The sequence below is a fragment of the Microcystis wesenbergii NRERC-220 genome (assembly GCF_032027425.1).
Classification (GTDB): Bacteria; Cyanobacteriota; Cyanobacteriia; order Cyanobacteriales; family Microcystaceae; genus Microcystis; species Microcystis wesenbergii_A.
In genome coordinates this window covers 4,435,193-4,459,975 of sequence record NZ_JAVSJA010000001.1, presented here as the reverse complement: position 1 = coordinate 4,459,975, position 24,783 = coordinate 4,435,193, and the positions used below count along the sequence as shown (strand labels likewise).

The following is a 24,783-nucleotide window of genomic DNA, read 5'->3' as shown; positions in this document are numbered from 1 at the left end:
AAATATTAAGAGATGTAACTATTTATGCCTAACCTAGAAAGTGATTACTCAACAGGGGTGAGATCAGGATAGTCTAGATCGAGCAGTCCGATAGATGTTTAGTTAAATTCCTACTTCAGATATGTCCGTTTCTAGTCCTCCTCGTTCCCTGCGTATCGGTTCGCGTAAAAGTCAGTTAGCCCTAGTACAAACCTATTGGGTACAGGCAGAATTGAGTAAACACCACCCCCATCGACAGTTTGAGGTGGAGACGATGAGTACCCAAGGCGATAAAATTCTCGATGTGGCCCTAGCGAAAATCGGTGATAAGGGTTTATTTACCAAAGAACTAGAAGTGGGAATGTTGGATAGATCGATCGATCTTGCCGTCCATTCTCTCAAGGATCTGCCCACTAATTTGCCCGAAGGCTTAATCTTGGGTTGCGTCACCGAAAGAGTTAATCCGGCCGATGCTTTGGTGGTAAATAGCCAAAATCAAGACTATCAATTAGACACTTTACCGGAAGGTGCGGTGGTGGGGACTTCTTCCCTGCGGCGATTGGCCCAGTTGCGTTACCATTATCCTCATCTGACTTTTAAAGATGTGCGCGGCAATGTCAACACCCGTCTGGCAAAACTGGACGCGGGAGAATACGACGCGATTATTCTGGCAGTAGCGGGATTGGAAAGGTTAGGATTAGGCGATCGAGTTCATCAGGTTATTCCGTCGGCAATTTCTCTCCATGCGGTGGGACAGGGTGCTTTAGGGATAGAATGCCGCGATGGAGATGCGGAGGTTTTGGAAGTCCTAAAAGTGTTGGAACACGCCCCTAGTCGCGATAGATGCTATGCTGAACGCGCTTTTTTACGCGAGTTGGAGGGGGGCTGTCAAGTTCCCATCGGAGTGAATACGGCGATCGAGGATGGTATCCTAACTTTAACGGGTATGGTGGCTAGTCTCGACGGTAAGCGCCTGATTAAGGACTCGGTTAGCGGTGATCCTAGCCATGGGGAAGTCTTAGGACGAGATTTAGCCCATAAAGTGCGCGAGGCTGGTGCTGGAGAGATTTTAGCCGAGATTTTCGCTGAAGTGGGACGATAATCAGTGATCATACCATTTTTCTTTATTCTTGGCAGGTATCTTACCCCCCGTTGCCCCCCCGACGTCGGGGGGGTGGGGGTGAGGGCGATTAACCATCTCTGCCATTACTTATGAAAAATGGTATCAGTCTTAAGTAGGGTGGGCTGAATCAATCTAAAAATCTTCTTGGATAAGACTTTTAGACTTTTTTCCCATCAAAAAGTGCCAGCCGAGAGTGATCGGGGGGAAATTTCAGATACTTTTTCCCTGAAAATTAGGTAATTAACCCCCTGAAAATGGCTAAAACCCGACACCCTACAGCCCACGAAAAACTTTTTCAGTAAACCCTACTTAGTTTCTAACCTTCTTTTTAGGGAGGAGAATTGCCAGATTCTTTCTTTTGCCTCTTGTATGAGTGACTCTTGCCTTCAGAAGCTGATCACCGAAAAGTCTCCCTATCACCCCTTTTTACTTGGCTCTCTCGACATCATGGTGTAAAGTATTGGTGAACATTACATTGTGGGCGCAAGCATTATGCCCCTACATTACCCTAGGTTAGTAGTTCTGTGGGGACTTATGGCCTAAGCCCTGCCTTAGATAACTTTTGCTTATCACCACAAGTACGGGAGAGCCTTTTACTTTCAAAACTATGTCAGAAATAACCCTGCAAATTAACGGCAAAACTCAAACCTGTTTACCGGAAACTAAACTACCGCAAATATTAGAAAATTTGGGCATGAATCCTCGGTTAGTTGCAGTGGAATATAACGGGGAAATCCTCCATCGTCAGTATTGGGAAAACACGGAAATCAAGGAGGGAGATAAATTAGAAATTGTTACTATTGTCGGAGGGGGATAAAATAATCAACAATCGACAGTTGAGGGAAAAAACTTGTTAGTTATCGGTTTAATTAGTGGCACATCGGTGGATGGCATCGATACCGCTTTAGTGGAGATTAGCGGTACAGTGGAATCTCCACAGGTGCAGTTATTAGCTGGAGAAACCTATCCCTATTCCCCCCGATTACGAGAGACAATTTTACAAGTCTGTGGGGGAGAAAAGCTCGACCTTGAAGCTTTAGCCAGCTTAGATGATGATATCGCCGAAGAATTCGCCCAAGCCGCTTTAAATATCCAAAAAGAAACCCCAAAAGCCCAATTAATCGGCAGTCACGGTCAAACCGTTTTTCATCGACCCCCCGCCAACGATCGCCTCGGTTACACGGTACAATTAGGACGGGGAGCGGCGATCGCAAAAAATACCCGTATTCCCACCATTAGTAATTTTCGCGCTGCCGATATCGCCCAAGCTGGTCACGGTGCGCCCCTAGTGCCGAAAATTGACGCTTATCTGCTTTCTCACCCCACTAAAGCCCGCTGCGTCCAAAATATCGGCGGTATTGGCAATTTAACCTATCTACCCCCCCGAAAAACGGAAAATTGGCAGCAAAACATTTTCGGTTGGGATACCGGCCCCGGCAATGTCCTCATCGATTTGGCTGTACAATTTTTGAGCCAAGGCCAACAAACCTACGACCATAACGGTCAATGGTCGGCCCAGGGTCAACCCTGCTCCGAATTAGTTCATAAATGGCTACAGGAGCCTTATTTTCAACAATATCCCCCTAAATCCACTGGCAGAGAGTTATTTAGCCCCGCCTATCTAGCCCAATTGCACCAGGATGCCCAAGCTTATTCCCTGAGTGATGCCGACTGGTTGGCGAGTTTAACCGATTTAACCGCCATTTCGATCGCCCACAGCTATCAAACCTTTTTGCCGGAAATGCCCGCGGAGGTGCTGCTCTGCGGTGGTGGCGCTCGTAATGCCTACCTGCGGCAACGACTCTTAGCACATTTGGGGTCAAATGTCAAGCTTTTGACCACCGATGAGCTAGGATTAAATAGCGATTTTAAAGAAGCGATCGCTTTTGCCCTCTTGGCCTATTGGCGCTGGCACAATTTCCCCGGTAATTTACCGCAAGTCACGGGGGCAAAAGCAGCGGTTTTATTAGGAGAAATTTATCTATGAGCAGCATTTATGAAATATTTTCAACAAGTCAACGCCAAAGGGTCAGCGATGGGCAAATAGTGCCAATTTTAAGCGATTGTACTGGGTATAAACGTCTTTTAATTCTTGTTTGGCCGCAATTGGGAGATTTTGATAGTCTCGAATACGCTTGGTGGTTAGAAAAAGAGGCAGCCCTTTGGCAAAATGCCGGGATAACCATTCGTGCCATCGGTATCGGCGATCGCAATTCAGGTTTAAAATTCGCTGAATATACGAAATTTCGGCAAGATTGGCTTTTTGTTGACCCCAAAGCCGAATTACACAATTTATTAGGACTTTATCGGGGTTTATCGTTAAAATTACCTGGATTTTCCCCCGGGCAAAATGCTTGGTTAAATCTAATGTTGATGTGTGCGGGTGTGGGTAGTCCGGGTACTCTGGCCGAAGTGCTGCGGGGTTATCTTGGCGATCGCAAAGCCCCCCAATTAATTGCCGAGGAGGAAACAATGCAAGCGCGGCCTTTACCACCTTTCCGGGGTTCCCTATTCAATTTTGCCGGGGGTCAAGGTTTTCAGCGACCTTTTGAATTAGCCACCCTGAGACTGCGTAATATGGGTCAAGTTTTGGGCAATTGGTCAACATATATCCCCGATAGTAGTTATCTCACCCAACGGGGAGGGACCTTTTTATTTGATAATCAAGGAAATTTACTCTATGAGCATCGCGATCGAGGTATCTTGGGCTTTGCTGAGAATATGAGTTATCCCCCCGCTTTTTTGCGGGATTAAGCTTTTTGCTTCTCCATCTCGCCCACTCCCAACTCTGGCCTTTTATCTTTTCTAGCTGATAGCTAAAAAACTTTAATGTTGTCCGACTACTTATTACCTAAAGAGAGATAAGTAAATATTATTTTAAGTTTATTTAAGGCTGTCATTACTAATGGTAAGTTGATCCGGGTAAATTTTCGCGTAGTATCAAAAAGGAAACTGATTCGACCCGTTCAGTCTAAACGGCGAGAGAAGGCATTTTAAGACTGCCGTTTTCACTAGATTGATTAAATTGATTAAGAGGAACAACCTATGGCAACTTATAAAGTCACCCTGAAAACACCCGATGGCGTCCATATAATTGATGTTCCCGAGGATGAATATATTCTCGATATAGCAGAAGAACAAGGATTAGATCTACCCTCTTCTTGCCGTGCTGGTGCTTGCTCTAGTTGCGCTGGTAAAATCGAATCCGGTAGCGTTGAGCAATCCGATCAATCCTTCTTAGATGACGATCAAATTGAAGCGGGTTATGTCCTCACCTGTGTCGCCCATCCTACTTCTGACTGTGTGATCGTCACCCACCAAGAAGACGCTTTGTACTAATTTAACTCAATATTCGGGCGTTAGACAGTCCAACAATACAACAGGAATAAAGCGGGAACTGCAAGAGCGACAGTTCTCGCTTTATTTGTATTTTTGCCTCTTGACTCAACAGTGAGATACAGCCCAAAAATTAATCCTGCCAGAGGTCTCTCCCAAATTTATAATTATATGGTAGTATAGCTATTAAGTTATACAAAGAGAGTCAGAGATCATGCTATTCCGTCAGATGTTCGATCCCGAAACCAGCACTTATACTTATTTGATTGCCGATCCCGTCAGCAAGGAAGCGGTATTGGTGGATCCAGTGCGGGAACAGGTGGAAAGGGACGGTCAGCAATTACGGGAGCTAGGATTAACGCTAAAATATTGTGTAGAAACCCATATTCACGCCGATCACGTCACAGGAACTGGAAAGTTAAGGCAAATCACAGGCTGTCAGGGTATAGTTCCCGAAAATGCTCAAGTAGCCTGTGCTGATCGCCATCTGGCGGATGGAGAGGAATTGTTGCTAGGAAATATCACCATCAAAGCGATCGCTACTCCTGGCCACACCGATAGTCATCTAGCCTATTTAGTCAATAACAGTCATCGAAAATTTGGGTCTGAAACCCCGCCGTTCTAGGTTGGCTTTACCGTTAAATACTAGTGAGACATGGAAAAAGCCTACTCGTTCCGATTTTACCCCACACCCGAACAAGAGTCGCTATAGCGGTAAGCGCTTGAGTGAGATACAAACCAAGCTTTGCCTAGCATGGTTTATAGCTCGTGACACTGTACCTCATACGACTGCACACCGCTATATTGCGGCGCACATTGGGCTGTGTAAGATTGGTTGACAATAAAGCTCTCCATGTCAGAACACAAGCATGGTACGAAAGACAAGAAAGAGTAGGATATGCTGAAACGTCTTCAATGCTAACCGATTGGAAAAAGCAAGAAGAATTAGACTTTTTAAACGAAGTTAGCTGTGTACCTTTACAACAAGGGTTAAGACATTTACAAACAGCTTTTACTAACTTCTTTGCTGGTCTTACTAAGTATCCTAGCTTTAAGAAAAAACATCAAGGAGGAAGTGCCGAATTTACCAAATCAGCCTTTAAATTTAAAGACAAACAAATCTATTTAGCTAAATGCACAGAACCTTTAGCTATTCGATGGTCAAGACAAATACCAGACGGATGTGAACCAAGCACAGTAACAGTCAGATTACATCCTTCTGGACGTTGGCAGCTCTCAATAAGATTTGATGACCCAACGATTAAGCCTTTACCAGTAACAGATAAAGCCATCGGAATTGACTTAGGAATTAGTAGCTTTGTGATTACCAGCGATGGAGACAAGGTATCTAATCCCAAGCATTTTAAAAAGCATTATCGGAGACTGCGAAGAGCATCGGAAAAGCCTTTCTAGGAAGAAACAATACTCAAAGAATCGGGAAAAGGCAAGAATCAAAGTAGCCAAAATTCACGCTCAAATCACCGATAGTAGAAAAGACCATTTACACAAGCTAACCACTCAATTAGTTCGTGAAAACCAAACGATTGTGGTTGAGAATTTAGCCGTCAAGAATATGGTCAAAAACCCGAAATTATCTCAGGCAATATCTGACGTTAGTTGCCCCCCCCTTGCCCCCCCGCCCCCCCCGATGTCGGGGGGGCAGGGGGGGTGGGGGGTTGGGGGGGTGGGGGGTTGGGGGGGCGACAATTAGCCTATAAATGCCGTTAAGTGTCCGAGAATGGGAGTGTCCTGAATGTGGAACTTGCCATGACAGGGATGTTAACGCCAGTAAAAACATTTTGGCCGCAGGGCTTGCGGTATCAGTCTGGGTCGCGAGTGTCAGACCCGAACAGAGTAAGTCTGTGAAGGCAACTGCTAAGAAGCAGAAACCTAGATCGTGAGGTCTAGGAATCACCGTCCCTAAAAGGGCGGTGAGGATGTCAATCCCACCCCCTAAATCCCCCTTAAGGGGGAATTCTATCGTCTCCCCTGAAAGGGGAGATAAGAGAGGGGTGGGGACTGAGGGGGGTGGGGGCTGGTTTGCTCAACCGAACGGTATTGGGTAGGGGAGGTGTGAACGATTATAATTTAATTTTATGTTGTTGTGCTGTTTAGTTATTCAAGGAGTTTTTGTATGGAATCCACAAAAGAGCGAGGGCAATTAGTCATCATTGGTGGAGCAGAAGACAAAGAAGGAGATTGTAAAATCTTGCGAGAGTTTGTTCGCTGTGCTGGCGGGACTAAAGCTAAAATTGCCGTGTTAACGGCGGCAACAAGCGAGCCTCGTTCGGCTGGAGAAAACTATACCCGAGTGTTTGAGCGACTCGGTGTCGAGGATGTGCGTGTCCTCGATACCATTCACAGGGAAGATGCCGACGATCCAGAAAACCTGAAAATCATTGAGGAAGCCACAGGAGCGTTTTTTACCGGGGGAGATCAAGCCCTAATCATTGAACATATCAAGGGAACTCAGCTAGATACCTTACTTCACCAACGCAATCGGGAGGGAATGGTGGTAGGTGGGACAAGTGCCGGTGCTGCCATAATGCCCGATCTTATGATTATTGAAGGAGACTCCGAAACCAACCCACGCATGGACGCGATAGAGATGGGTCCGGGAATGGGATTTCTGCACTCAGTTGTAATCGATCAGCATTTTGCCCAGCGCGGACGGCTAGGTCGCCTGATTTCCGCTCTCTTACAGCAGCCAGCTAACTTAGGCTTTGGCATTGACGAAGATACAGCAGTAATTGTGGACGGTGACGAATTTAAAGTGGTGGGGCGTGGGGCTGTAACAGTTGTCGATGAATCAGAAGCAACTTATGATAATTTAGACGAACTGCTCAAAGATGAAGCGATGGCAGTGTGTGGAGTCAGGTTGCACATCTTACCTCAAGGATTCCGCTTTAACTTGAAAACTCGCAAGCCCGTTTTCTCTCGATCAATAGAGTTAAAGGATAGCAATCCTAAAAAGGAGGCAGAAGTTGAAAGGGAGTAGGTCGGAGGGAACAATCAGTGGTGGCTTGTACCCGCCACTGATTGGAGAATTTATTTAAATCAGAAAAATATTGACTCTGAGGTCTAAGAATGAATCACGATCGGGATGATGAAACCAATCTTGAGCGGCGACAAGAACTGCTACATGATCAAGAGGCTTTTCGACTTGATCAAGAGGAGAAACGCCTGCGAACTGCCAGACGAAGTAATACCTTAAATTGGATAATTAATAGCATTTTCGGGCTGGCAGGAATAGTGCAAATACTACTGGTAATGAGGTTCTTGCTGCGTTTGTTTGGTGCGAACCCACAAAATCAATTTGCTCAGTTGATTAATCATCTATCTGCACCTTTCATTGCGCCATTTTCCACCTTATTCATTAGTCCTGCTTCATCTGGTGGAGCAAACATATTTGATGTTAATATTGTGATTGCGATCGTAGCCTATGCTCTCTTGAGCTATACTTTGCACGGTTATAACTGGCATTTTTTACTCAAAGACAATAATATAGTTTAAGAGTCATAAGTAGTCGTGCAAAATTAATTTCCTAGTGAAGATAGGCACTCTTGCAAGAGGCACTCTTGCCTCGTCTCAACAAGCAATTTAAATGCGCGGGCAGCTTACAAAGAAAAAAAGCTAGAACCCAGACTAAATGAGGCGAAAGAAGCTCGTTTTTGTTTGGTGTTTTGAGAGACTTTTCGTTAAGTCCCCGACCAGGTGTAAACGCTTTAATGTTTGAGGAGCCTTAAATGGGATAACTCATGAAGTTATTCTGGTAACATATGACACTTATATTACGGCAACTCAAGTCTGTGAACTTCTTAAAAAATACCTAGTTTAGGAATAACTATTTCCATCATCTAGTATTAGATAATGCTTGTTATCAAAAAGGGGATTTTGTTGATAAATTTGCTCTTTCTTGGTCAATATATTTACTCTATTTGCTGCTTTATTTGCCTAATATAAATCTAATTAAAAGGTTGTGAAAATTTGTCAAAAATAAATGTTTGTATGGTAAATATTATGAAAAATTTTCTGACTTTTCTTCAACTATTTATGGATGTCTGAATGATGCCCATCTGAAACATAAAAAAGAACTGTATTCCTTGCTTACTCTACGATTTCAGAAGTTTAATAAATCTCAGATTATGAACGTCTAAAGTATAAGTAGTCGTGCAAAATTAATTTCCTAGTCGAGACAGGAGACGGTCGTCAGGAGACGGTCGTCAGGAGACGGGGACTCCGGGACAGCTATCAGGGATCAGATTTGAATTTTTAGTTCACTGTTTACTGGTCACAGCAAAAAGCTTTTGGCTGACGGGTGACGGCTTGGATGTGTAATTAATTTTGCTTAGGTACTTATGTCAATTCTACCGATCCGATCGCTCCCCGCACCCCAGAAAAGCGCACCCCTTCGCGCATCTCTGGGAGATCGCCCTCAATCCCCAATCGAGTAATCAATAGGTAGATAAAGCATAATAAATATAAATAGAAACAACCTTGACAAAATGGGCGGGGGGGGGTAGAGTTCGGGGGAATTTAGCTAAACAATGTCTTCTATGCCACTCAAAAGTTCCTTTTGCTATTCCGTCGCCCTCGCCACGGTAGCCACCGCCACCCTCGCACCAGTTGCCAGCGCCGCAACTTTTAACTTTTCCTACACCTCCAGCTTAGGAACCATCACTGCGACGGTGGACGGAACCCTGCAACCGGATAACAACACGGTATTCGTCAGTTCTATCAGTAATACCACCTTTAACGGCTCTCCCGCCCCCGCTCTTCCGTTCGTAGGTTCTTTTGCCGGTGTCATCTCTAGTGGTTCTGTAACGGGTCAGGCGGTGCTATCCTTAGACGGATCGGGACTAGATTTTGCCGCTTGTGACAACACGGCTTGTAGTAGTAGTGGATTCGGCTTTTCACCCCCTAACGTTGTTGGTAATCCGTTCGACCTGTTCGCTTCCATCGGTGGCTACGGTTCTGTTCCTCTTCCAGGCGGCGAACCCTTCGTTCTCGCCAATTATTCCCTGACCCCGGCTGGCACTCCCACTGTTCCCGAACCGGCGACGGTTCTCGGTTTACTCTCCGTTGCCGGGGTCGGTTTATTGTGCAAAGGACGGAAACTAGAAAAGTAATTTTGACCGACTGATCCCCCCTGCCCTCCTTATCAAGGTGGGGTTGACTCATAGTAGGGGACTTGCGCTTTGATAATGTACCTTTTGGGCGAACGCAGTTCGCCCCTACATTGTCGACAAAATCCGTTACTGTAGGGGCGCAAAGCTTGCGCCCTCCGATCGATTGGGATATTATTCTCACGCAAGTCCCTAGGGTTGATTCATAGTAGGGTTGATTCATGAATCAACCCTACTTATCAAGGGGGGTGTCTGACAACTTTTAACACCTACCTACTTAACCAAAGGGATTAACGATCATCAATTGATTCTCGATTCGCTGACCATGTTGTAAATCTTCACTGTAGAGAATTTGACAGCCCGCTTCCAGAGCGCTGGCCAGTATTAAACTATCAAAAAAAACTTTATCGGGCATTAGCCTCGTCCCGATCGAATCTAAATCCCCGTGTATTTAAAGAAATCGCCTCGAACATCGTTTTTTCAGTTTTCTGGCTCGGATCGGGGACTATTTCCGAGTCATCCACAACAATCACGCGTATCATCTTACCTTCCCATCGAGAAGAATATCGGGGGGGAACGCTCACCTGACCCTTATGAATAACCGTCCTAAATTCGATCGCTTCCATACATGGCTCCAATTAAACCCTATCTCTACTTTAGCTCTAGAGTCAAGCTATCATAGCTCGGACGTATTTTAGAAACTAGAATAAGGTTAAAAATCGCTTGCAGGGTTTACGGTGATGGACGAAAAAGAAACAGGACTAAATGAACGGGAACTAGAGGAAATTCTGGAAATGGCGCGGGATGCGGCGGAAAAAGCCCGATCGATGGGCGAGGTAATTACAGAAAATTCAAAAAAATGGCGAGAAAGAGCGAAACAATCGCCGCAAGTGAGATCGGGTGGCTGAAGTAACCGAACCGATATTTATGGGGAATAGTCGGGGGTTCGATCGATACGATAAACTAAACGATATCCACTCCAGAAAACCGCGATGGTTCAAGCGACCGAATATCTCTATATCGTTCGAGACGACGAGATTTTACACGGGGAACCAATTATCAAAGGAACCCGTACACCCGTCCGCGCTATCGTCGAAACTTGGCGTCTGGGGGTCGCTCCCGAAGAAATACCCCTAGGAATGCCCCATCTGACGTTAAGTCAGATTTTCAGTGCGTTGACCTATTACAGCGACCATCTAGAGGAAATTAACGCTTATATCGAGCGTAACCACATTCCCGACGACTTAATCGATCCGCTGCTAAAAAATTCGTGAATAATCTCTTTATCCGTCTCTATCTAGATGAAGATGTTAACGTTTTAATCGCCGAGTTGTTGAGAGCGAGGGGGTTTGACGCGATTACTGCGAGGGATGCGGGACAACTTAACGCCACAGATAAAGCACAACTCGCTCACGCGGTGAGTCAGGGGAGAACCTTAGTCACTCACAACCGAACCGATTTTGAAGAACTGGTTCGCGATTACTTCGATGCCAATCGAACCCATTACGGGGTGATTTTCGCTGTCCGTCGCCCTCCGCGAGAGATGGCGAACCGTTTACTGGTTATTCTTGATCGAGTGACTGCGGACGAAATGCGAAACCAAGTTCGATATATTTAATCGCCAAGAAAAATCGCCGTGACCCATTTTTAGGTTCTAGAATGGTCGGAAGTTGGATTCGGTGTAAAGGAACCCTTGTCACATCGAAACATTTCCTTAAGATATAAGACCGAAGGTCCAGTCTGGATACAAAATTGATATACCTAGAATCGCTACTCTGGCTCACCCTCTAGGCCATTCCCTTCCAGACTGCTAGGCTATTAGACAAGATGAATAACAATCAAACTCCACGGAAACAAGGACTATACGATCCCCGATTTGAACATGATGCTTGTGGTGTCGGTTTTATCGTTCATAAAACGGGTAAAAAGTCCCACGATATTGTTGAACAAGCCTTAACAATTTTACTAAACCTCGATCACCGTGGCGCGTGCGGTGCGGAAAAAAATACCGGAGATGGGGCGGGTATTTTGTGCCAAATCCCCGACCTATTTTTCCGGAAAGTGACCAGTAATCTAGGTTTTACCTTACCAGCAGCGGGACAATACGGGGTAGGAATGCTCTACACGGCCCCTGATGCCGAAATTCGCGGGAAAAGTCGCCAGGAATTCGAGAAAATCGCCGCCGAAGAGGGGTTAAAAGTTCTCGGTTGGCGTGATGTTCCCACGGATAACTCTAGTTTAGGCAATTCGGCCAGATCTACCGAACCTTTTATCGAACAGGTTTTCATCGAACGCGATGCCAATTTAAGCGATGATATGGCCTTTGAACGCAAATTATACGTTATTCGCAAACGTTCCCACCTCAGTCGTCAATCCTTTAATCGTTACTGGTATCCTTGCAGTATTTCTAGTCGTACCATTGTCTATAAAGGGCAATTAATGCCGGTACAGGTGGGTGACTATTTCCCCGATTTACACGACCCCGACTTTCAAAGTGCTTTAGGATTAGTCCATTCCCGTTTTAGTACCAATACCTTCCCCAGTTGGGAACGCGCCCACCCTTACCGTTATATTGCCCACAATGGCGAAATTAATACCCTGCGAGGTAATATTAACTGGATGCACGCCCGTCAGTCGATGTTTGCCTCACCCTTATTCGGGGAAGACATCAAAAGAATCCAGCCGGTTATTAATATCGAGGGTAGTGACTCCTTAATTTTTGATAATGCCCTAGAATTAATGGTTTTATCGGGGCGTTCTCTTCCTCACGCTGTCATGATGATGATTCCTGAACCCTGGGCAGCCCACGAATCGATGAGTGATGAGAAAAAAGCTTTTTATGAATACCATTCCTGTTTGATGGAACCCTGGGATGGTCCGGCCTCGATCGCTTTTACCGATGGTACGATGATGGGAGCAGTGTTAGACCGCAATGGTTTACGTCCTTCCCGTTACTACGTCACCAAAGATGACCTAGTAATTATGGCATCGGAAGCGGGAGTTTTACCCATTGAACCGGAACGCGTCGCTTTTAAAGGTCGTCTGCAACCCGGCCGGATGTTTCTTGTGGATATGAAAGAAGGTCGTATCGTGGCCGATGAGGAGATAAAAGAAGGTATTGCCAAAGCCAAACCCTATCGTCAGTGGTTAAACGAAAATTTAGTCAATTTAGACGATTTACCGGCCGTTGAAACTGCCCCACCTGAAACTGCTGTTTCCCTAATTCAACAGCAAACCGCTTTCGGTTACACTTTTGAGGAATTACGTCTTTTATTAGCCCCCATGGGCCGGGATGGAGTGGAAGCAGTGGGTTCCATGGGTTCCGATACACCCCTAGCCGTCTTGTCCGATCGCCCAAAACTGCTTTATGATTACTTTCAGCAGTTATTCGCCCAAGTCACTAACCCCCCGATTGACTCAATTCGCGAAGAAATTATCACCTCTCCCATCACCACTATCGGTGCTGAGAGAAATCTCTTGGATCCGCAGCCCGAAAGCTGTCACCTGATTAAACTTAACTCTCCCATCCTCACTAATGCCCAATTAGCGCGTTTACAAGGCAATAGCGAATTTAAAACCGTGACTATTCCCATTCTCTTCGATCCCACTTCGGGAGTCGAGGGGATGCGTAGCACAATTGAGGCAATTTGTCAAGAGGTGGACGAGGCAATTTTAGCGGGCGCGAGCATTATTATTTTAAGCGATCGAGGTATCGATAAAAATCACGCCCCGATTCCCTCACTGCTGGCGGTTGCCGGGTTACACCACCACCTCATCCGGCAGGGAACCCGCACCAGAGTCGGCCTTGTCCTGGAATCCGGCGAACCCCGGGAAGTGCATCACTACGCCCTTTTACTCGGTTATGGTTGCGGTGCGATTAATCCCTATCTAGCCTTTGCCACCCTCGGCAGTATGATCGAGGAAGGTTTATTGGTAGGAGTTGACCACCAGACCGCCTGTAAAAACTACATAAAAGCCGCCACCAAGGGCGTAATTAAAGTGGCCTCTAAAATTGGCATTTCTACCCTGCAAAGCTACCGTGGGGCGCAAATATTCGAGGCTATTGGCTTAAATCGATCGGTAGTCGATCGCTATTTTACTTGGACAGCTTCCCGCATTGAAGGGGCCGATTTAGAAATTATTGCCAAAGAATCCTTACTCAGACACGGCCACGCTTTCCCCGACCGGGATGTTAATGTGCATACCCTCGATATTGGCGGTGAATATCAATGGCGTAAAGACGGGGAAGCCCATCTTTTTAGCCCAGAAACCATTCATACCCTGCAACAAGCGGTAAAATTGGGCAAATACGACCTCTTTAAGAAGTATTCCCAACTGGTCAACCAACAAAATCAAAAATTCTTCACTCTGCGGGGACTATTAACCTTTAAAAACCGGGAAAGTATCCCCATCGAAGAAGTGGAACCGATTGAAGCGATTATGAAACGCTTTAAAACCGGGGCCATGAGTTACGGTTCCATTTCCAAAGAGGCCCACGAATCCCTCGCTATTGCCATGAATCGTATCGGTGGCAAGTCGAACACCGGAGAAGGGGGCGAAGATTCCGAGCGCTACACTTGGACAAATGAACGGGGAGACTCGAAAAATAGTGCCATTAAACAGGTAGCTTCCGGCCGTTTTGGTGTCACCAGTCTTTACCTTTCCCAAGCGCGAGAATTGCAGATAAAAATGGCCCAGGGGGCAAAACCTGGCGAAGGCGGTCAATTACCTGGTAAAAAAGTCTATCCTTGGATTGCCAAAGTCCGTCACTCCACCCCCGGAGTTGGTTTAATCTCTCCCCCACCCCATCACGATATCTACTCGATTGAAGACCTAGCGGAGTTGATTCATGACCTAAAAAATGCCAATCGTGCGGCCAGAGTGAGCGTAAAACTGGTTTCTGAGGTGGGAGTTGGCACAATCGCCGCCGGAGTCGCTAAAGCTCACGCTGACGTGGTTTTAATCTCTGGTTTCGATGGTGGGACCGGTGCTTCACCCCAAACCTCGATTAAACACGCGGGTTTACCCTGGGAGTTGGGACTAGCAGAAACCCATCAAACATTGGTGTTAAATAATCTTCGCAGTCGCATCGCGGTGGAAACCGATGGCCAGATGAAAACCGGCCGCGATGTGGTGGTGGCAACCCTATTGGGGGCTGAAGAATTCGGTTTTTCGACCGCGCCACTGGTGACGTTAGGATGTATTATGATGCGGGTTTGTCATCTTAATACCTGTCCGGCGGGGGTAGCGACCCAGGATCCGTTATTACGGAAGAATTTCATCGGGGATCCCGAATATACGGTGAATTTCATGAAATTTATCGCCCAGGAAGTGCGGGAAATTATGGCCGAATTGGGATTCCGCACCTTAAATGAAATGGTGGGGCGAACTGATGTATTAGAGCCAAAACAGGCTGTAGAACATTGGAAAGCGAAAGGAATTGACCTAACTCCGATTCTCTATCAACCGGAGGTAGATGCAGAGGTAGGGCGTTATTGTCAGATTCCCCAGGACCACGGTTTAGATAAGTGCTTGGATATAACCGTTTTACTGGATTTATGCAAAGATGCCATTGAAAAAGGCGAAAAAGTCAAGGCGACACTACCGATTAAAAATATTAACCGCGTGGTGGGGACGATTTTAGGCAACGAAATCACTAAACGTCACTGGGAGGGTTTACCCGAAGATACCGTACATCTCCATTTTCAGGGCAGCGCGGGGCAGAGTTTCGGTGCTTTTGTTCCCAAAGGGGTGACACTGGAGTTAGAAGGGGATGCCAATGATTATGTGGGTAAGGGTTTAAGCGGTGGCAAAATCATCGTTTATCCGCCCAAAGGTTCCACTTTTGTGGCCGAGGATAATATTATCATCGGTAATGTGGCTTTATACGGTGCAACCAGTGGTGAGGTGTATATTTCTGGGGTTGCTGGGGAACGTTTTGGGGTGCGTAACTCTGGGGTGACTACGGTGGTTGAGTCCGTTGGCGACCACGCTTGCGAGTATATGACGGGGGGTAAAGTCGTTGTTTTAGGGCCCACTGGTCGCAATTTCGCCGCCGGAATGAGTGGTGGTGTCGCCTACGTCCTCGATGAGTCGGGGGATTTCGCCACTCGTTGCAATACCCAAATGGTGGCTTTAGAGGCGCTAGAAGGGGAAGAAATCGACGATTTACGCGAGTTAATTCAACGCCATGCTGATTACACCCAAAGTCAAAAAGCGTCCCTAGTTTTAGCAAATTGGTCGGAAATGTTGCCCAAGTTTGTTAAAGTAATGCCCAAGGATTATAAGCGGATGTTGCAGTGTATTAAAGAGGCGTTAGATTCTGGTTTAACCGGCGATTCTGCCCTCGATGCCGCTTTTGAAGCCAACGCCCGCGATGTGGCAAGGATTGGCGGTAGTTAGGGTTTTATGGGGGGCTGAATAAGCCCCCTACTTTACTGAAATACAGGGAAATACTTTAAAAATAATAGTTAAATAAAACCTTTTTAATCTACTACTGCTAACTTAAGATACCTTAAAATTTTTCTTGTTATTTGAATGAACAATTGGGAAAATATTATGATAAAATTTTAACTTAACCATGTCCCATTAAATCGAAATTTTTATCATGAAAAATAAACAAAGAAATAAAAGCATTTTATTTTATCTCTTTCCCTTTTTGCTGGTAAATGAATTGAATTCAATGTCACTAGCTGCTGGTTCTTATGACATTAGAGTAATTAGTTCTAATACTCTATACGAATGTAAAGGATTACTTCTAGAGATTAAACTAGATGTAGGTAATGTGTTCTCTGCACGAAGCGAAGTGACTATAATAAGTAGTCGTGCAAAATTAATTTCCTAGTGAAGATAGGCAAGAGGCAAGAGGCAAGAGGCTTCGGCCGTGAGCTCAGGCTTCGACGGTGAGCTCAGGCTTCGACGGTGAGCTCAGGCTTCGACGGTGAGCTCAGCCGAACCGCCGAACCGCCGAACCGCCGAACGGCAAGAGGTGTTTAGATATGTGTAATTAATTTTGCTTAGGTACTTATGTATGGAGTCATTGAATAAAGCAGAATGGGTTTTAAAGGCGGCTGCTCAATGTAGTTTAGATCCGCCTCCCACCTGTATTGATGGAAAATTAGAGCTATCTTTAAAAGAGTCTGTGGAATATAAATATATTGATGATATTAATATTCGCTCGACAAAACCTCATTTATATGAAGCCCAAAAATCTGTTTTAGCAATAATTATACTGATTTACAAAATCTTTTATTTTCAACAATTGGAGATAAGAAGCCAATTTAATTGGGAGAGTTTTATGATAATTTGTATGATTTTATTAGTCCATATTTCTCCGATATACCTTTTGATTTTATAGATGTATTCAAAGGACTATACACTGCCTACCAATTCACCTTAAAACTCTCAGACAAAAGTAACAACGAGAAAACGGATTTCTCTTCAATAAAACGGGTTTCTTCAAGAAACCCGTTTTCTGATGCCTTGGTTAAGGTTTGACTGCACCGAATTTAATTTGATTTTCTCTGATTCATGAATAAACCTGATGAAAAAAAAAAAAAAAAATAAGCATATTTTATATTCTATTGACGGTAGAAAAAAACGCTCTCAAGATGGTAGAAACGATTAATTGATGGTTTGACAGTCTTCAAGCCTAACCTCGACTGGCTGCGGTTGCGGAAAACAGGCTGACTCGACTGAATAAATAATATTAAAGCAGCTTGTGGGCAATGCCCACCCTACACCACTCACCAGGAACCCTTGTATTATGTCTCGCCAAACCAATCTCAACCAGTCCGTAGTTTTCCTCGATGCTGGTGTCACCGATTATCAAAGTCTCCAAGCTGGAGTAATCCCCGGAATCGCCACCGTTATTCTCTCTGCCAAGGAAGACGGAATCGAGCAAATCACCGCTTTTTTACAACAAAATCCCCAGATTACCACCATTCACCTCGTTTCCCATGGTGCGCCTGGATGCTTATATTTAGGGAATTGTCAACTTAATTTAACAAATATTTACGATTACCGCCAACAGTTACAGAATTGGGCAAAGATTAATCGTATTCTACTGTACGGTTGTCAGGTAGCAGCGGGAGATGCAGGGGAAGAGTTTATTGAGAAGTTACATCAGTTGACGGGTGCGACGGTGATGGCTTCAGCGACACCTACGGGAAGTAGTCGAGGGGGAGGAGATTGGGAGTTAGAGGTAATAGTTTCTCCCGCTGAAAGTGAGCAAGATTTGAATATTTCCTTGGCGTTTAATGGAGAGACTTTAGCTACTTATCAGGGAGTATTTACTCTTTCTTTAGTGGGTAATTATGATACTCCTGGCAATGCTTATGGGGTTTATGTAGTGGGAAACTATGCTTATGTAGCTGATTTTAGTTTAGGGCTGCAAATCATCGACATCAGCACCCCTACTAACCCCACTCTCATTGGCAATTATGATACTTCTGGCTTCGCTATGGATGTGCAAATAGTCGGCAATTACGCTTATGTAGCTGATTATGCGTCAGGACTGCAAATCATCGACATCAGTAACCCCACTAACCCCACTCTGACAGGCAATTATTCTGATTGGCCTCTTGGTTCGGCTTATGGGCTGGAGGTAGTGGGAAACTACGCTTATGTAGCTAGTGATTATCAAGGACTGACAATCATCGACATCAGCAATCCAAGCAACCCCACTCTCATCGGCAATTATGATACTTCTAGTCGAGCTTTGGAAGTCCAAGTAATCGGTAATTACGCTTATGTAGCTGATTATGAGTCAGGACTGCAAATTATCGATGTCAGTAACCCGGAAAACCCCACTCTGAAAGGTAATTATGATACTCCTGGCATTGCTAGTGATGTGGAAGTAGTAGGCAACTACGCTTATGTAGCTGATGGTTGGGATGGAGGACTGCAAATCATCGACATCAGCAACCCCACTAACCCAACTCTCAAAGGCAATTATGATACTAACGGCGTTGCTGGTGATGTGGAAGTAGTGGGGAACTACGCTTATTTAACTGATGATATGGCAGGACTGAAAATCATTGACATTAGCAACCCGACTAACCCCACTCTCATCGACTATTACAATGATTTTTCTACCGTTGCTTATGGTGTGGAAGTAGTGGGGAATTACGCATATCTAGCTGATTATTTTGACGGTTTAAAGATTATTGATGTCAGTAACTTCAATAACCCATCGCCTTTACCAAGTGTCACCTTAGCAGTTTCCACCACCAGTGTTACTGAAGATGGAACAACTAATTTAGTTTACACTTTCACCCGCACAGGAGACACAACCAATCCCTTAACCGTCAACTATACAGTCGGGGGGACAGCTACCTTTAACACAGATTACAGTCAAACTGGTGCAGCCAGTTTCCCAAGTTTCCCAAGTGAAACACGGACAGTGACTTTTGCTGCTAATTCTGCGACTGCTACTGTAACAGTTGACCCCACGGCTGATACAACTGTTGAAGATGACGAAACCGTCAGCTTAACCCTCACTTCTGGGACTGACTATACAGTTGGAACAACTACTCCAGTGACGGGGACGATTCTCAATGATGATACCCGTGTTACTCTTCAGGTTTCTCCTAGTCTTGTTACCGAAGATGGGACAACCAACTTAGCTTACTTCTTCTACCGCGAGGGTGTAACAACCAATGCTTTGACAGTTAACTATACAGTTGGGGGGACAGCTACCCTTAATACAGACTACAGCCAAACCGGTGCAGCGAGTTTTAATGGGACAACAGGGACAGTGACTTTCGCCGCTAATGCTAATAATGCTACCGTAACAATTGACCCGACAGTAGATAATATAGCTGACCCGGATGAAACTGTAACTTTAACCCTCGCTTCGGGGACTGGTTATACAGTGGGGACAACCACCACAGTGACGGGAACAATTAATGACGATATCAACCCCCCTATCCCCACTTTCATCAGCAAATATGATACTCCTGGATGGGCTTTTGGTGTGGAAGTAGTGGGAAATTACGCATATTTGGCTGATTATGATTCAGGACTGCAAATCATCGACATCAGTAACCCCACTAACCCCATTTTCAAAGGCAATTATGATACTGACGGCGCTTGGGATGTGGAAGTAGTGGGGAATTACGCATATCTAGCTGATGGGAGTTCAGGACTACAAATTATCAACATCAGTAACCCCACCAACCCCACTTTCATCGGTAATTATGACAATTTTAGTGCAGTCGGTGATGTGCAAGTAGTGGGGAATTACGCATATTTGGCTAATGGGAATTCATTACTGCAAATCATCGATATCAGCAATCCCACCAACCCCATATTAAAAGGCAGTTATGATGATAGTTCTGGTTTTGCTGATGGTGTACAGGTAGTGGGGAATTATGCTTATATAGCTGATTATTTTTCAGGACTGCAAATCATCGACATTAGCAATCCCACCAACCCCATATTAAAAGGCAATTATTATAGTTCCGGTAATGCTAGGGATGTGGAAGTAGTGGGAAATTACGCATATTTGGCTGATTATGATTCAGGATTGCAAATCATCGACATCAGCAATCCCACCAACCCCATATTAAAAGGCAATTATTATAGTTCCGGCGAGGCTACTGATGTGCAAGTAGTAGGGAATTACGCATATCTAGCTGCTGGAGGAGGTGGACTGCAAATCATCGACATCAGCAACCCTACTAATCCCACTATCAAAGGTAATTATCAAAACAACTATGACTATGCTTTTGATGTGAAAGTAGTCGGTAGTTATGCTTATGTAGCTGCGCGTGAAGGCGGATTGCAGATTATTGATGTGAGTGAGTTTACCAATCCACAAACTGTTACTCTTGCTGTCTCTCCCAGTAGTGTGACAGAAGATGGGACAACTAACTTAGTCTATACCTTCACTCGTACTGGTTCTACTACCAGCGCCTTAACCGCTAACTATACAGTTGGGGGAACAGCTACTAATGGAACCGATTACACTTCTATTCCCACCAGTGTCACCTTTGCTGCTGGTTCAGCGACTGCTACTGTAACAGTTGACCCCACTGCTGATACTACAGTAGAAAGTGATGAAACTGTTGCTTTAACTCTTGCTTCTGGGACTGGTTATACAGTTGGGACAACTACCGCAGTGACGGGGACGATTACCAATGATGATTTCCCTAGTATTACTCTTGCTGTCTCTCCCAGTAGTGTGACAGAAGATGGGACAACTAACTTAGTCTATACCTTTACTCGTACCGGTTCTACTACCAGCGCCTTAACCGCTAACTATACAGTTGGGGGAACAGCTACTAATGGAACCGATTACACTTCTATTCCCACCAGTGTCACCTTTGCTGCTGGTTCAGCGACTGCTACTGTAATAGTTGACCCCACTGCTGATACTACAGTAGAAAGTGATGAAACTGTTGCTTTAACTCTTGCTTCTGGGACTGGTTATACAGTTGGGACAACTACCGCAGTGACGGGGACGATTACCAATGATGATTTCCCTAGTATTACTCTTGCGGTTTCTCCCAGTAGTGTCAATGAAGACGGGACAACTAACTTAGTCTATACCTTCACTCGTACTGGTTCTACTACCAGCGCCTTAACCGCTAACTATACAGTTGGGGGAACAGCTACTTTTAGCACAGATTACACTCAAACCGGTGCAGCTAGTTATACCAGTACAACTGGGACAGTGAATTTTCTGGCTGGTTCAGCGACTGCTACTGTAATAGTTGACCCCACTGCTGATACTACAGTAGAAAGTGATGAAACTGTTGCTTTAACTCTTGCTTCTGGGACTGGTTATACAGTTGGGACAACTACCGCAGTGACGGGGACGATTACCAATGATGATTTCCCTAGTATTACTCTTGCTGTCTCTCCCAGTAGTGTGACAGAAGATGGGACAACTAACTTAGTCTATACCTTCACTCGTACTGGTTCTACTACCAGCGCCTTAACCGCTAACTATACAGTTGGGGGAACAGCTACTTTTAGCACAGATTACACTCAAACCGGTGCAGCTAGTTATACCAGTACAACTGGGACAGTGAATTTTCTGGCTGGTTCAGCGACTGCTACTGTAATAGTTGACCCCACTGCTGATACTACAGTAGAAAGTGATGAAACTGTTGCTTTAACTCTTGCTTCTGGGACTGGTTATACAGTTGGGACAACTACCGCAGTGACGGGGACGATTACCAATGATGATTTCCCTAGTATTACTCTTGCTGTCTCTCCCAGTAGTGTGACAGAAGATGGGACAACTAACTTAGTCTATACCTTTACTCGTACCGGTTCTACTACCAGCGCCTTAACCGCTAACTATACAGTTGGGGGAACAGCTACTAATGGAACCGATTACACTTCTATTCCCACCAGTGTCACCTTTGCTGCTGGTTCAGCGACTGCTACTGTAATAGTTGACCCCACTGCTGATACTACAGTAGAAAGTGATGAAACTGTTGCTTTAACTCTTGCTTCTGGGACTGGTTATACAGTTGGGACAACTACCGCAGTGACGGGGACGATTACCAATGATGATTTCCCTAGTATTACTCTTGCGGTTTCTCCCAGTAGTGTCAATGAAGACGGGACAACTAACTTAGTCTATACCTTCACTCGTACTGGTTCTACTACCAGCGCCTTAACCGCTAACTATACAGTTGGGGGAACAGCTACTTTTAGCACAGATTACACTCAAACCGGTGCAGCTAGTTATACCAGTACAACTGGGACAGTGAATTTTCTGGCTGGTTCAGCGACTGCTACTGTAATAGTTGACCCCACTGCTGATACTACAGTAGAAAGTGATGAAACTGTTGCTTTAACTCTTGCTTCTGGGACTGGTTATACAGTTGGGACAACTACCGCAGTGACGGGGACGATTACCAATGATGATTTCCCTAGTATTACTCTTGCTGTCTCTCCCAGTAGTGTGACAGAAGATGGGACAACTAACTTAGTCTATACCTTCACTCGTACTGGTTCTACTACCAGCGCCTTAACCGCTAACTATACAGTTGGGGGAACAGCTACTAATGGAACCGATTACACTTCTATTCCCACCAGTGTCACCTTTGCTGCTGGTTCAGCGACTGCTACTGTAACAGTTGACCCCACTGCTGATACTACAGTAGAAAGTGATGAAACTGTTGCTTTAACTCTTACTTCTGGGACTGGTTATACAGTTGGGACAACTACCGCAGTGACGGGGACGATTACCAATGATGATTTCCCCAGTATTACTCTTGCTGTCTCTCCCGCAAGCGTAACTGAAGATGGGACAACTAACTTAGTCTATACCTTTACTCGTACCGGTTCTACTACCAGCGCCTTAACCGCTAACTATACAGTTGGGGGAACAGCTACTAATGGAACCGATTACACTTCTATTCCCACCAGTGTCACCTTTGCTGCTGGTTCATCCACTGCTACTGTAACAGTTGACCCCACTGCTGATACTACAGTAGAAAGTGATGAAACTGTTATTTTAACTCTTGCTTCTGGGACTGGTTATACAGTTGGGACAACTACCGCAGTGACGGGGACAATTACCAATGATGATTTCCCCCAACTCTCCATCAATGACATCACCGTGGTGGAAGGTAAAGATAGTAATGCAATCCTCACCGTTACGGTTGATAACCCCAATCCACAACAAATTACTGTCAACTATACCACTACAGCCATTGATGCTACCGCCAATGTAGATTACACTAGCCAGACAGGAACCCTCACCATTGCACCTAATACTGCCACCGCTACTATTAGCATTCCCATCCTCAATGATAACCTCAACGAAGCCGATGAAGCCTTTACAGTAACCCTATCAAATCCCGTTAATGCTACCATCAATCCCGAGGAAGCAATTGGACAAGTAATTATTACTGACACCCTACAAAGCGCAATTACTCGCACCTTACCCAACAATGTCGAAAACCTCAGACTAATTGGCAGTAATAATATTAACGGTACAGGTAACGCTGGTGACAATAAAATCACCGGAAATAGCGGTAACAATATCCTCGCTGGTGCTAATGGTAACGATATTTACTGTTTCAATGCTTCAACCCCATTAGGAAGCGATATCATCCAAGAAACTACCACCGGCGGTATCGATACCCTCGACTTTACTGGGACAAATACCGCAGTAAGAGTTAACTTAGGGATTACTACAAACCAAACCGTCGTCACCAATAATCTAAGATTGACTTTTTCGGCAAATAACACCATCGAAAATATTATTGGCGATAGCGGTAATGACCGACTAACCGGGAATAGCCTTAATAATACTCTAACTGGTGGTGGCGGCAACGATCAATTAACCGGTCAAGACGGAAACGATAGTTTAATTGGTGGTTCCGGCGATGATTTACTCACTGGTGGTAATGGTAGCGATAACTTTATCTTCAACAGTAGTAATTTAGGAATCGATGCCATCAGCGATTTCACCCCAGGCAGTGATAAAATAGTATTAAGTAAAGCCATCTTTTCCGCTTTGCAAAGTAGCATTGGCAATGGCTTCAGTCAAGCGGCTGAATTTGCCAGCGTCGCTGACGATGATTTAGTCGCCACTAGCAGTGCTTTTATCGTTTACAGTAACAGCAGTGGCAGTATCTACTACAATCAAAATGGTAGTGCTGCTGGCTTAGGAAGTGGCTCTGAATTTGCCAATTTGTTGACTGTTCCTACCCTGATAGCGGCTGATTTCACACTGATAAATTAACCTAGCCACACAGAGAAAACGGGTTTCTCGGACCGTTTTCTGGAAACTGCCACAACGGGAACAGTGGAAATGGAAGTTAATCAGGGGATTGTATGAAAAGGAGTTCGAGAGGGAATAGATAATTAAACTGTTTGAAATCATCGACAAGATGATGACTTTATCCCCTGAATTGCAGTCAAGTTTAGAGAGTAAAATCAAACAATTTGAGGAGGAAAGAACCATGCCTTTAATAAGTAATATAGAGTTACGAGGAAGGAAAATTGGAGCGAGAAAATGCTCGTAACTATGTTAAGATGGTGTTAAAAATGCGATGGGGTGACATTCCAATAGAAATTGAGCAAGCGGTCGATACAATTTCCGTATTATCGATTTTAGACAAGTTACTGAAATCGGCACTAACCGTTAATTCTTTTGAGGAGTTGCGGCAATTTTTGGAACAATAGTCTCAATAGTTTTCTGGATTAAGTGAACTAAACAGAGGAAAAATGCACGAATCATTGATGATA

17 protein-coding genes and 4 pseudogenes are annotated in these 24,783 nt (G+C 44.9%); 19 read left to right on the top strand and 2 right to left on the bottom strand.

Features of this window, described 5'->3' with window-relative positions; genetic code table 11:
• The first annotated feature begins 121 nt into the window (after positions 1 to 121).
• The 12 genes and pseudogenes from hemC (at position 122) to RAM70_RS21575 (ending at position 9,567) form a co-directional block, all read left to right on the top strand.
• Positions 122 to 1,081 carry a hydroxymethylbilane synthase gene (gene hemC, locus RAM70_RS21625; protein ID WP_045360767.1) on the top strand — a complete coding sequence of 320 codons (960 nt, stop codon included), beginning with the start codon at positions 122 to 124 and terminating at the stop codon, positions 1,079 to 1,081.
• Between the two features lie 628 nt (positions 1,082 to 1,709).
• Positions 1,710 to 1,919, top strand: coding sequence for a sulfur carrier protein ThiS (thiS, locus tag RAM70_RS21620; RefSeq protein ID WP_190381410.1), 210 nt, complete (start codon positions 1,710 to 1,712; stop codon positions 1,917 to 1,919).
• A 33-nt stretch (positions 1,920 to 1,952) separates the two neighbouring features.
• Positions 1,953 to 3,089, top strand: coding sequence for an anhydro-N-acetylmuramic acid kinase (locus RAM70_RS21615; protein WP_312675580.1), 1,137 nt, complete (start codon positions 1,953 to 1,955; stop codon positions 3,087 to 3,089).
• A complete protein-coding gene (locus tag RAM70_RS21610) occupies positions 3,086 to 3,856 on the top strand; it encodes a peroxiredoxin-like family protein (RefSeq protein WP_312675579.1) in 771 nt (256 codons plus the stop codon). The genes RAM70_RS21615 and RAM70_RS21610 overlap by 4 nt, the downstream gene beginning before the upstream one ends.
• Before the next feature lie 291 nt (positions 3,857 to 4,147).
• Positions 4,148 to 4,441, top strand: a complete 294-nt coding sequence (locus tag RAM70_RS21605; protein WP_045360774.1) for a ferredoxin — start codon at positions 4,148 to 4,150, stop codon at positions 4,439 to 4,441.
• Positions 4,442 to 4,652: 211 nt separating this feature from the next.
• A pseudogene (locus RAM70_RS21600) lies at positions 4,653 to 5,030 on the top strand (MBL fold metallo-hydrolase); the annotation flags it as partial.
• Between the two features lie 63 nt (positions 5,031 to 5,093).
• A complete protein-coding gene (locus tag RAM70_RS23120) occupies positions 5,094 to 5,150 on the top strand; it encodes a helix-turn-helix domain-containing protein (protein ID WP_072024880.1) in 57 nt (18 codons plus the stop codon).
• 89 nt (positions 5,151 to 5,239) lie between these two features.
• Positions 5,240 to 6,339: pseudogene (locus RAM70_RS21595) on the top strand (RNA-guided endonuclease InsQ/TnpB family protein); the annotation flags it as partial.
• A 233-nt stretch (positions 6,340 to 6,572) separates the two neighbouring features.
• Positions 6,573 to 7,436 (top strand): cyanophycinase, encoded by an 864-nt coding sequence (locus RAM70_RS21590; RefSeq protein ID WP_045360776.1) that lies wholly within the window; start codon positions 6,573 to 6,575, stop codon positions 7,434 to 7,436.
• An 89-nt stretch (positions 7,437 to 7,525) separates the two neighbouring features.
• Positions 7,526 to 7,951 (top strand): YggT family protein, encoded by a 426-nt coding sequence (locus RAM70_RS21585; protein WP_312675576.1) that lies wholly within the window; start codon positions 7,526 to 7,528, stop codon positions 7,949 to 7,951.
• A 102-nt stretch (positions 7,952 to 8,053) separates the two neighbouring features.
• Positions 8,054 to 8,595 (top strand): annotated as a pseudogene (locus tag RAM70_RS21580) (transposase); the annotation flags it as partial.
• A gap of 399 nt (positions 8,596 to 8,994) precedes the next feature.
• Positions 8,995 to 9,567: a PEP-CTERM sorting domain-containing protein gene (locus tag RAM70_RS21575; RefSeq protein WP_312675961.1), complete on the top strand. Its 573-nt coding sequence runs from the start codon at positions 8,995 to 8,997 to the stop codon at positions 9,565 to 9,567.
• Between the two features lie 274 nt (positions 9,568 to 9,841).
• Here the strand turns inward: RAM70_RS21575 and RAM70_RS21570 are convergent, their stop codons facing one another.
• Both RAM70_RS21570 and RAM70_RS21565 read right to left on the bottom strand, forming a co-directional pair.
• Positions 9,842 to 9,979 (bottom strand): hypothetical protein, encoded by a 138-nt coding sequence (locus tag RAM70_RS21570; protein ID WP_312675575.1) that lies wholly within the window; start codon positions 9,977 to 9,979, stop codon positions 9,842 to 9,844.
• Entirely contained in the window at positions 9,969 to 10,190 is a 222-nt protein-coding gene (locus RAM70_RS21565) for a hypothetical protein (RefSeq protein ID WP_312675574.1), read from the bottom strand. The genes RAM70_RS21570 and RAM70_RS21565 overlap by 11 nt, the downstream gene beginning before the upstream one ends.
• Before the next feature lie 114 nt (positions 10,191 to 10,304).
• Here RAM70_RS21565 and RAM70_RS21560 point away from each other — a divergent pair, with 114 nt between their 5' ends.
• The 7 genes and pseudogenes from RAM70_RS21560 to RAM70_RS21530 all read left to right on the top strand — a co-directional run.
• On the top strand, positions 10,305 to 10,472 hold the full coding sequence (locus RAM70_RS21560) for a hypothetical protein (protein ID WP_312675573.1): 168 nt from the start codon (positions 10,305 to 10,307) through the stop codon (positions 10,470 to 10,472).
• 84 nt (positions 10,473 to 10,556) lie between these two features.
• A complete protein-coding gene (locus tag RAM70_RS21555; RefSeq protein ID WP_104396872.1) occupies positions 10,557 to 10,838 on the top strand; it encodes a DUF433 domain-containing protein in 282 nt (93 codons plus the stop codon).
• Complete coding sequence (locus tag RAM70_RS21550) at positions 10,835 to 11,182, top strand: DUF5615 family PIN-like protein (protein WP_002766840.1); 348 nt, start codon at positions 10,835 to 10,837, stop codon at positions 11,180 to 11,182. The genes RAM70_RS21555 and RAM70_RS21550 overlap by 4 nt, the downstream gene beginning before the upstream one ends.
• A 209-nt stretch (positions 11,183 to 11,391) precedes the next feature.
• Complete coding sequence (gltB, locus tag RAM70_RS21545) at positions 11,392 to 15,966, top strand: glutamate synthase large subunit (RefSeq protein WP_312675568.1); 4,575 nt, start codon at positions 11,392 to 11,394, stop codon at positions 15,964 to 15,966.
• 637 nt (positions 15,967 to 16,603) lie between these two features.
• Positions 16,604 to 16,921: a hypothetical protein gene (locus RAM70_RS21540; protein ID WP_312675567.1), complete on the top strand. Its 318-nt coding sequence runs from the start codon at positions 16,604 to 16,606 to the stop codon at positions 16,919 to 16,921.
• Between the two features lie 408 nt (positions 16,922 to 17,329).
• On the top strand, positions 17,330 to 24,277 hold the full coding sequence (locus RAM70_RS21535) for a Calx-beta domain-containing protein (RefSeq protein ID WP_312675565.1): 6,948 nt from the start codon (positions 17,330 to 17,332) through the stop codon (positions 24,275 to 24,277).
• Positions 24,278 to 24,320: 43 nt separating this feature from the next.
• A pseudogene (locus RAM70_RS21530) lies at positions 24,321 to 24,720 on the top strand (hypothetical protein); the annotation flags it as partial.
• Positions 24,721 to 24,783: the final 63 nt, after the last annotated feature.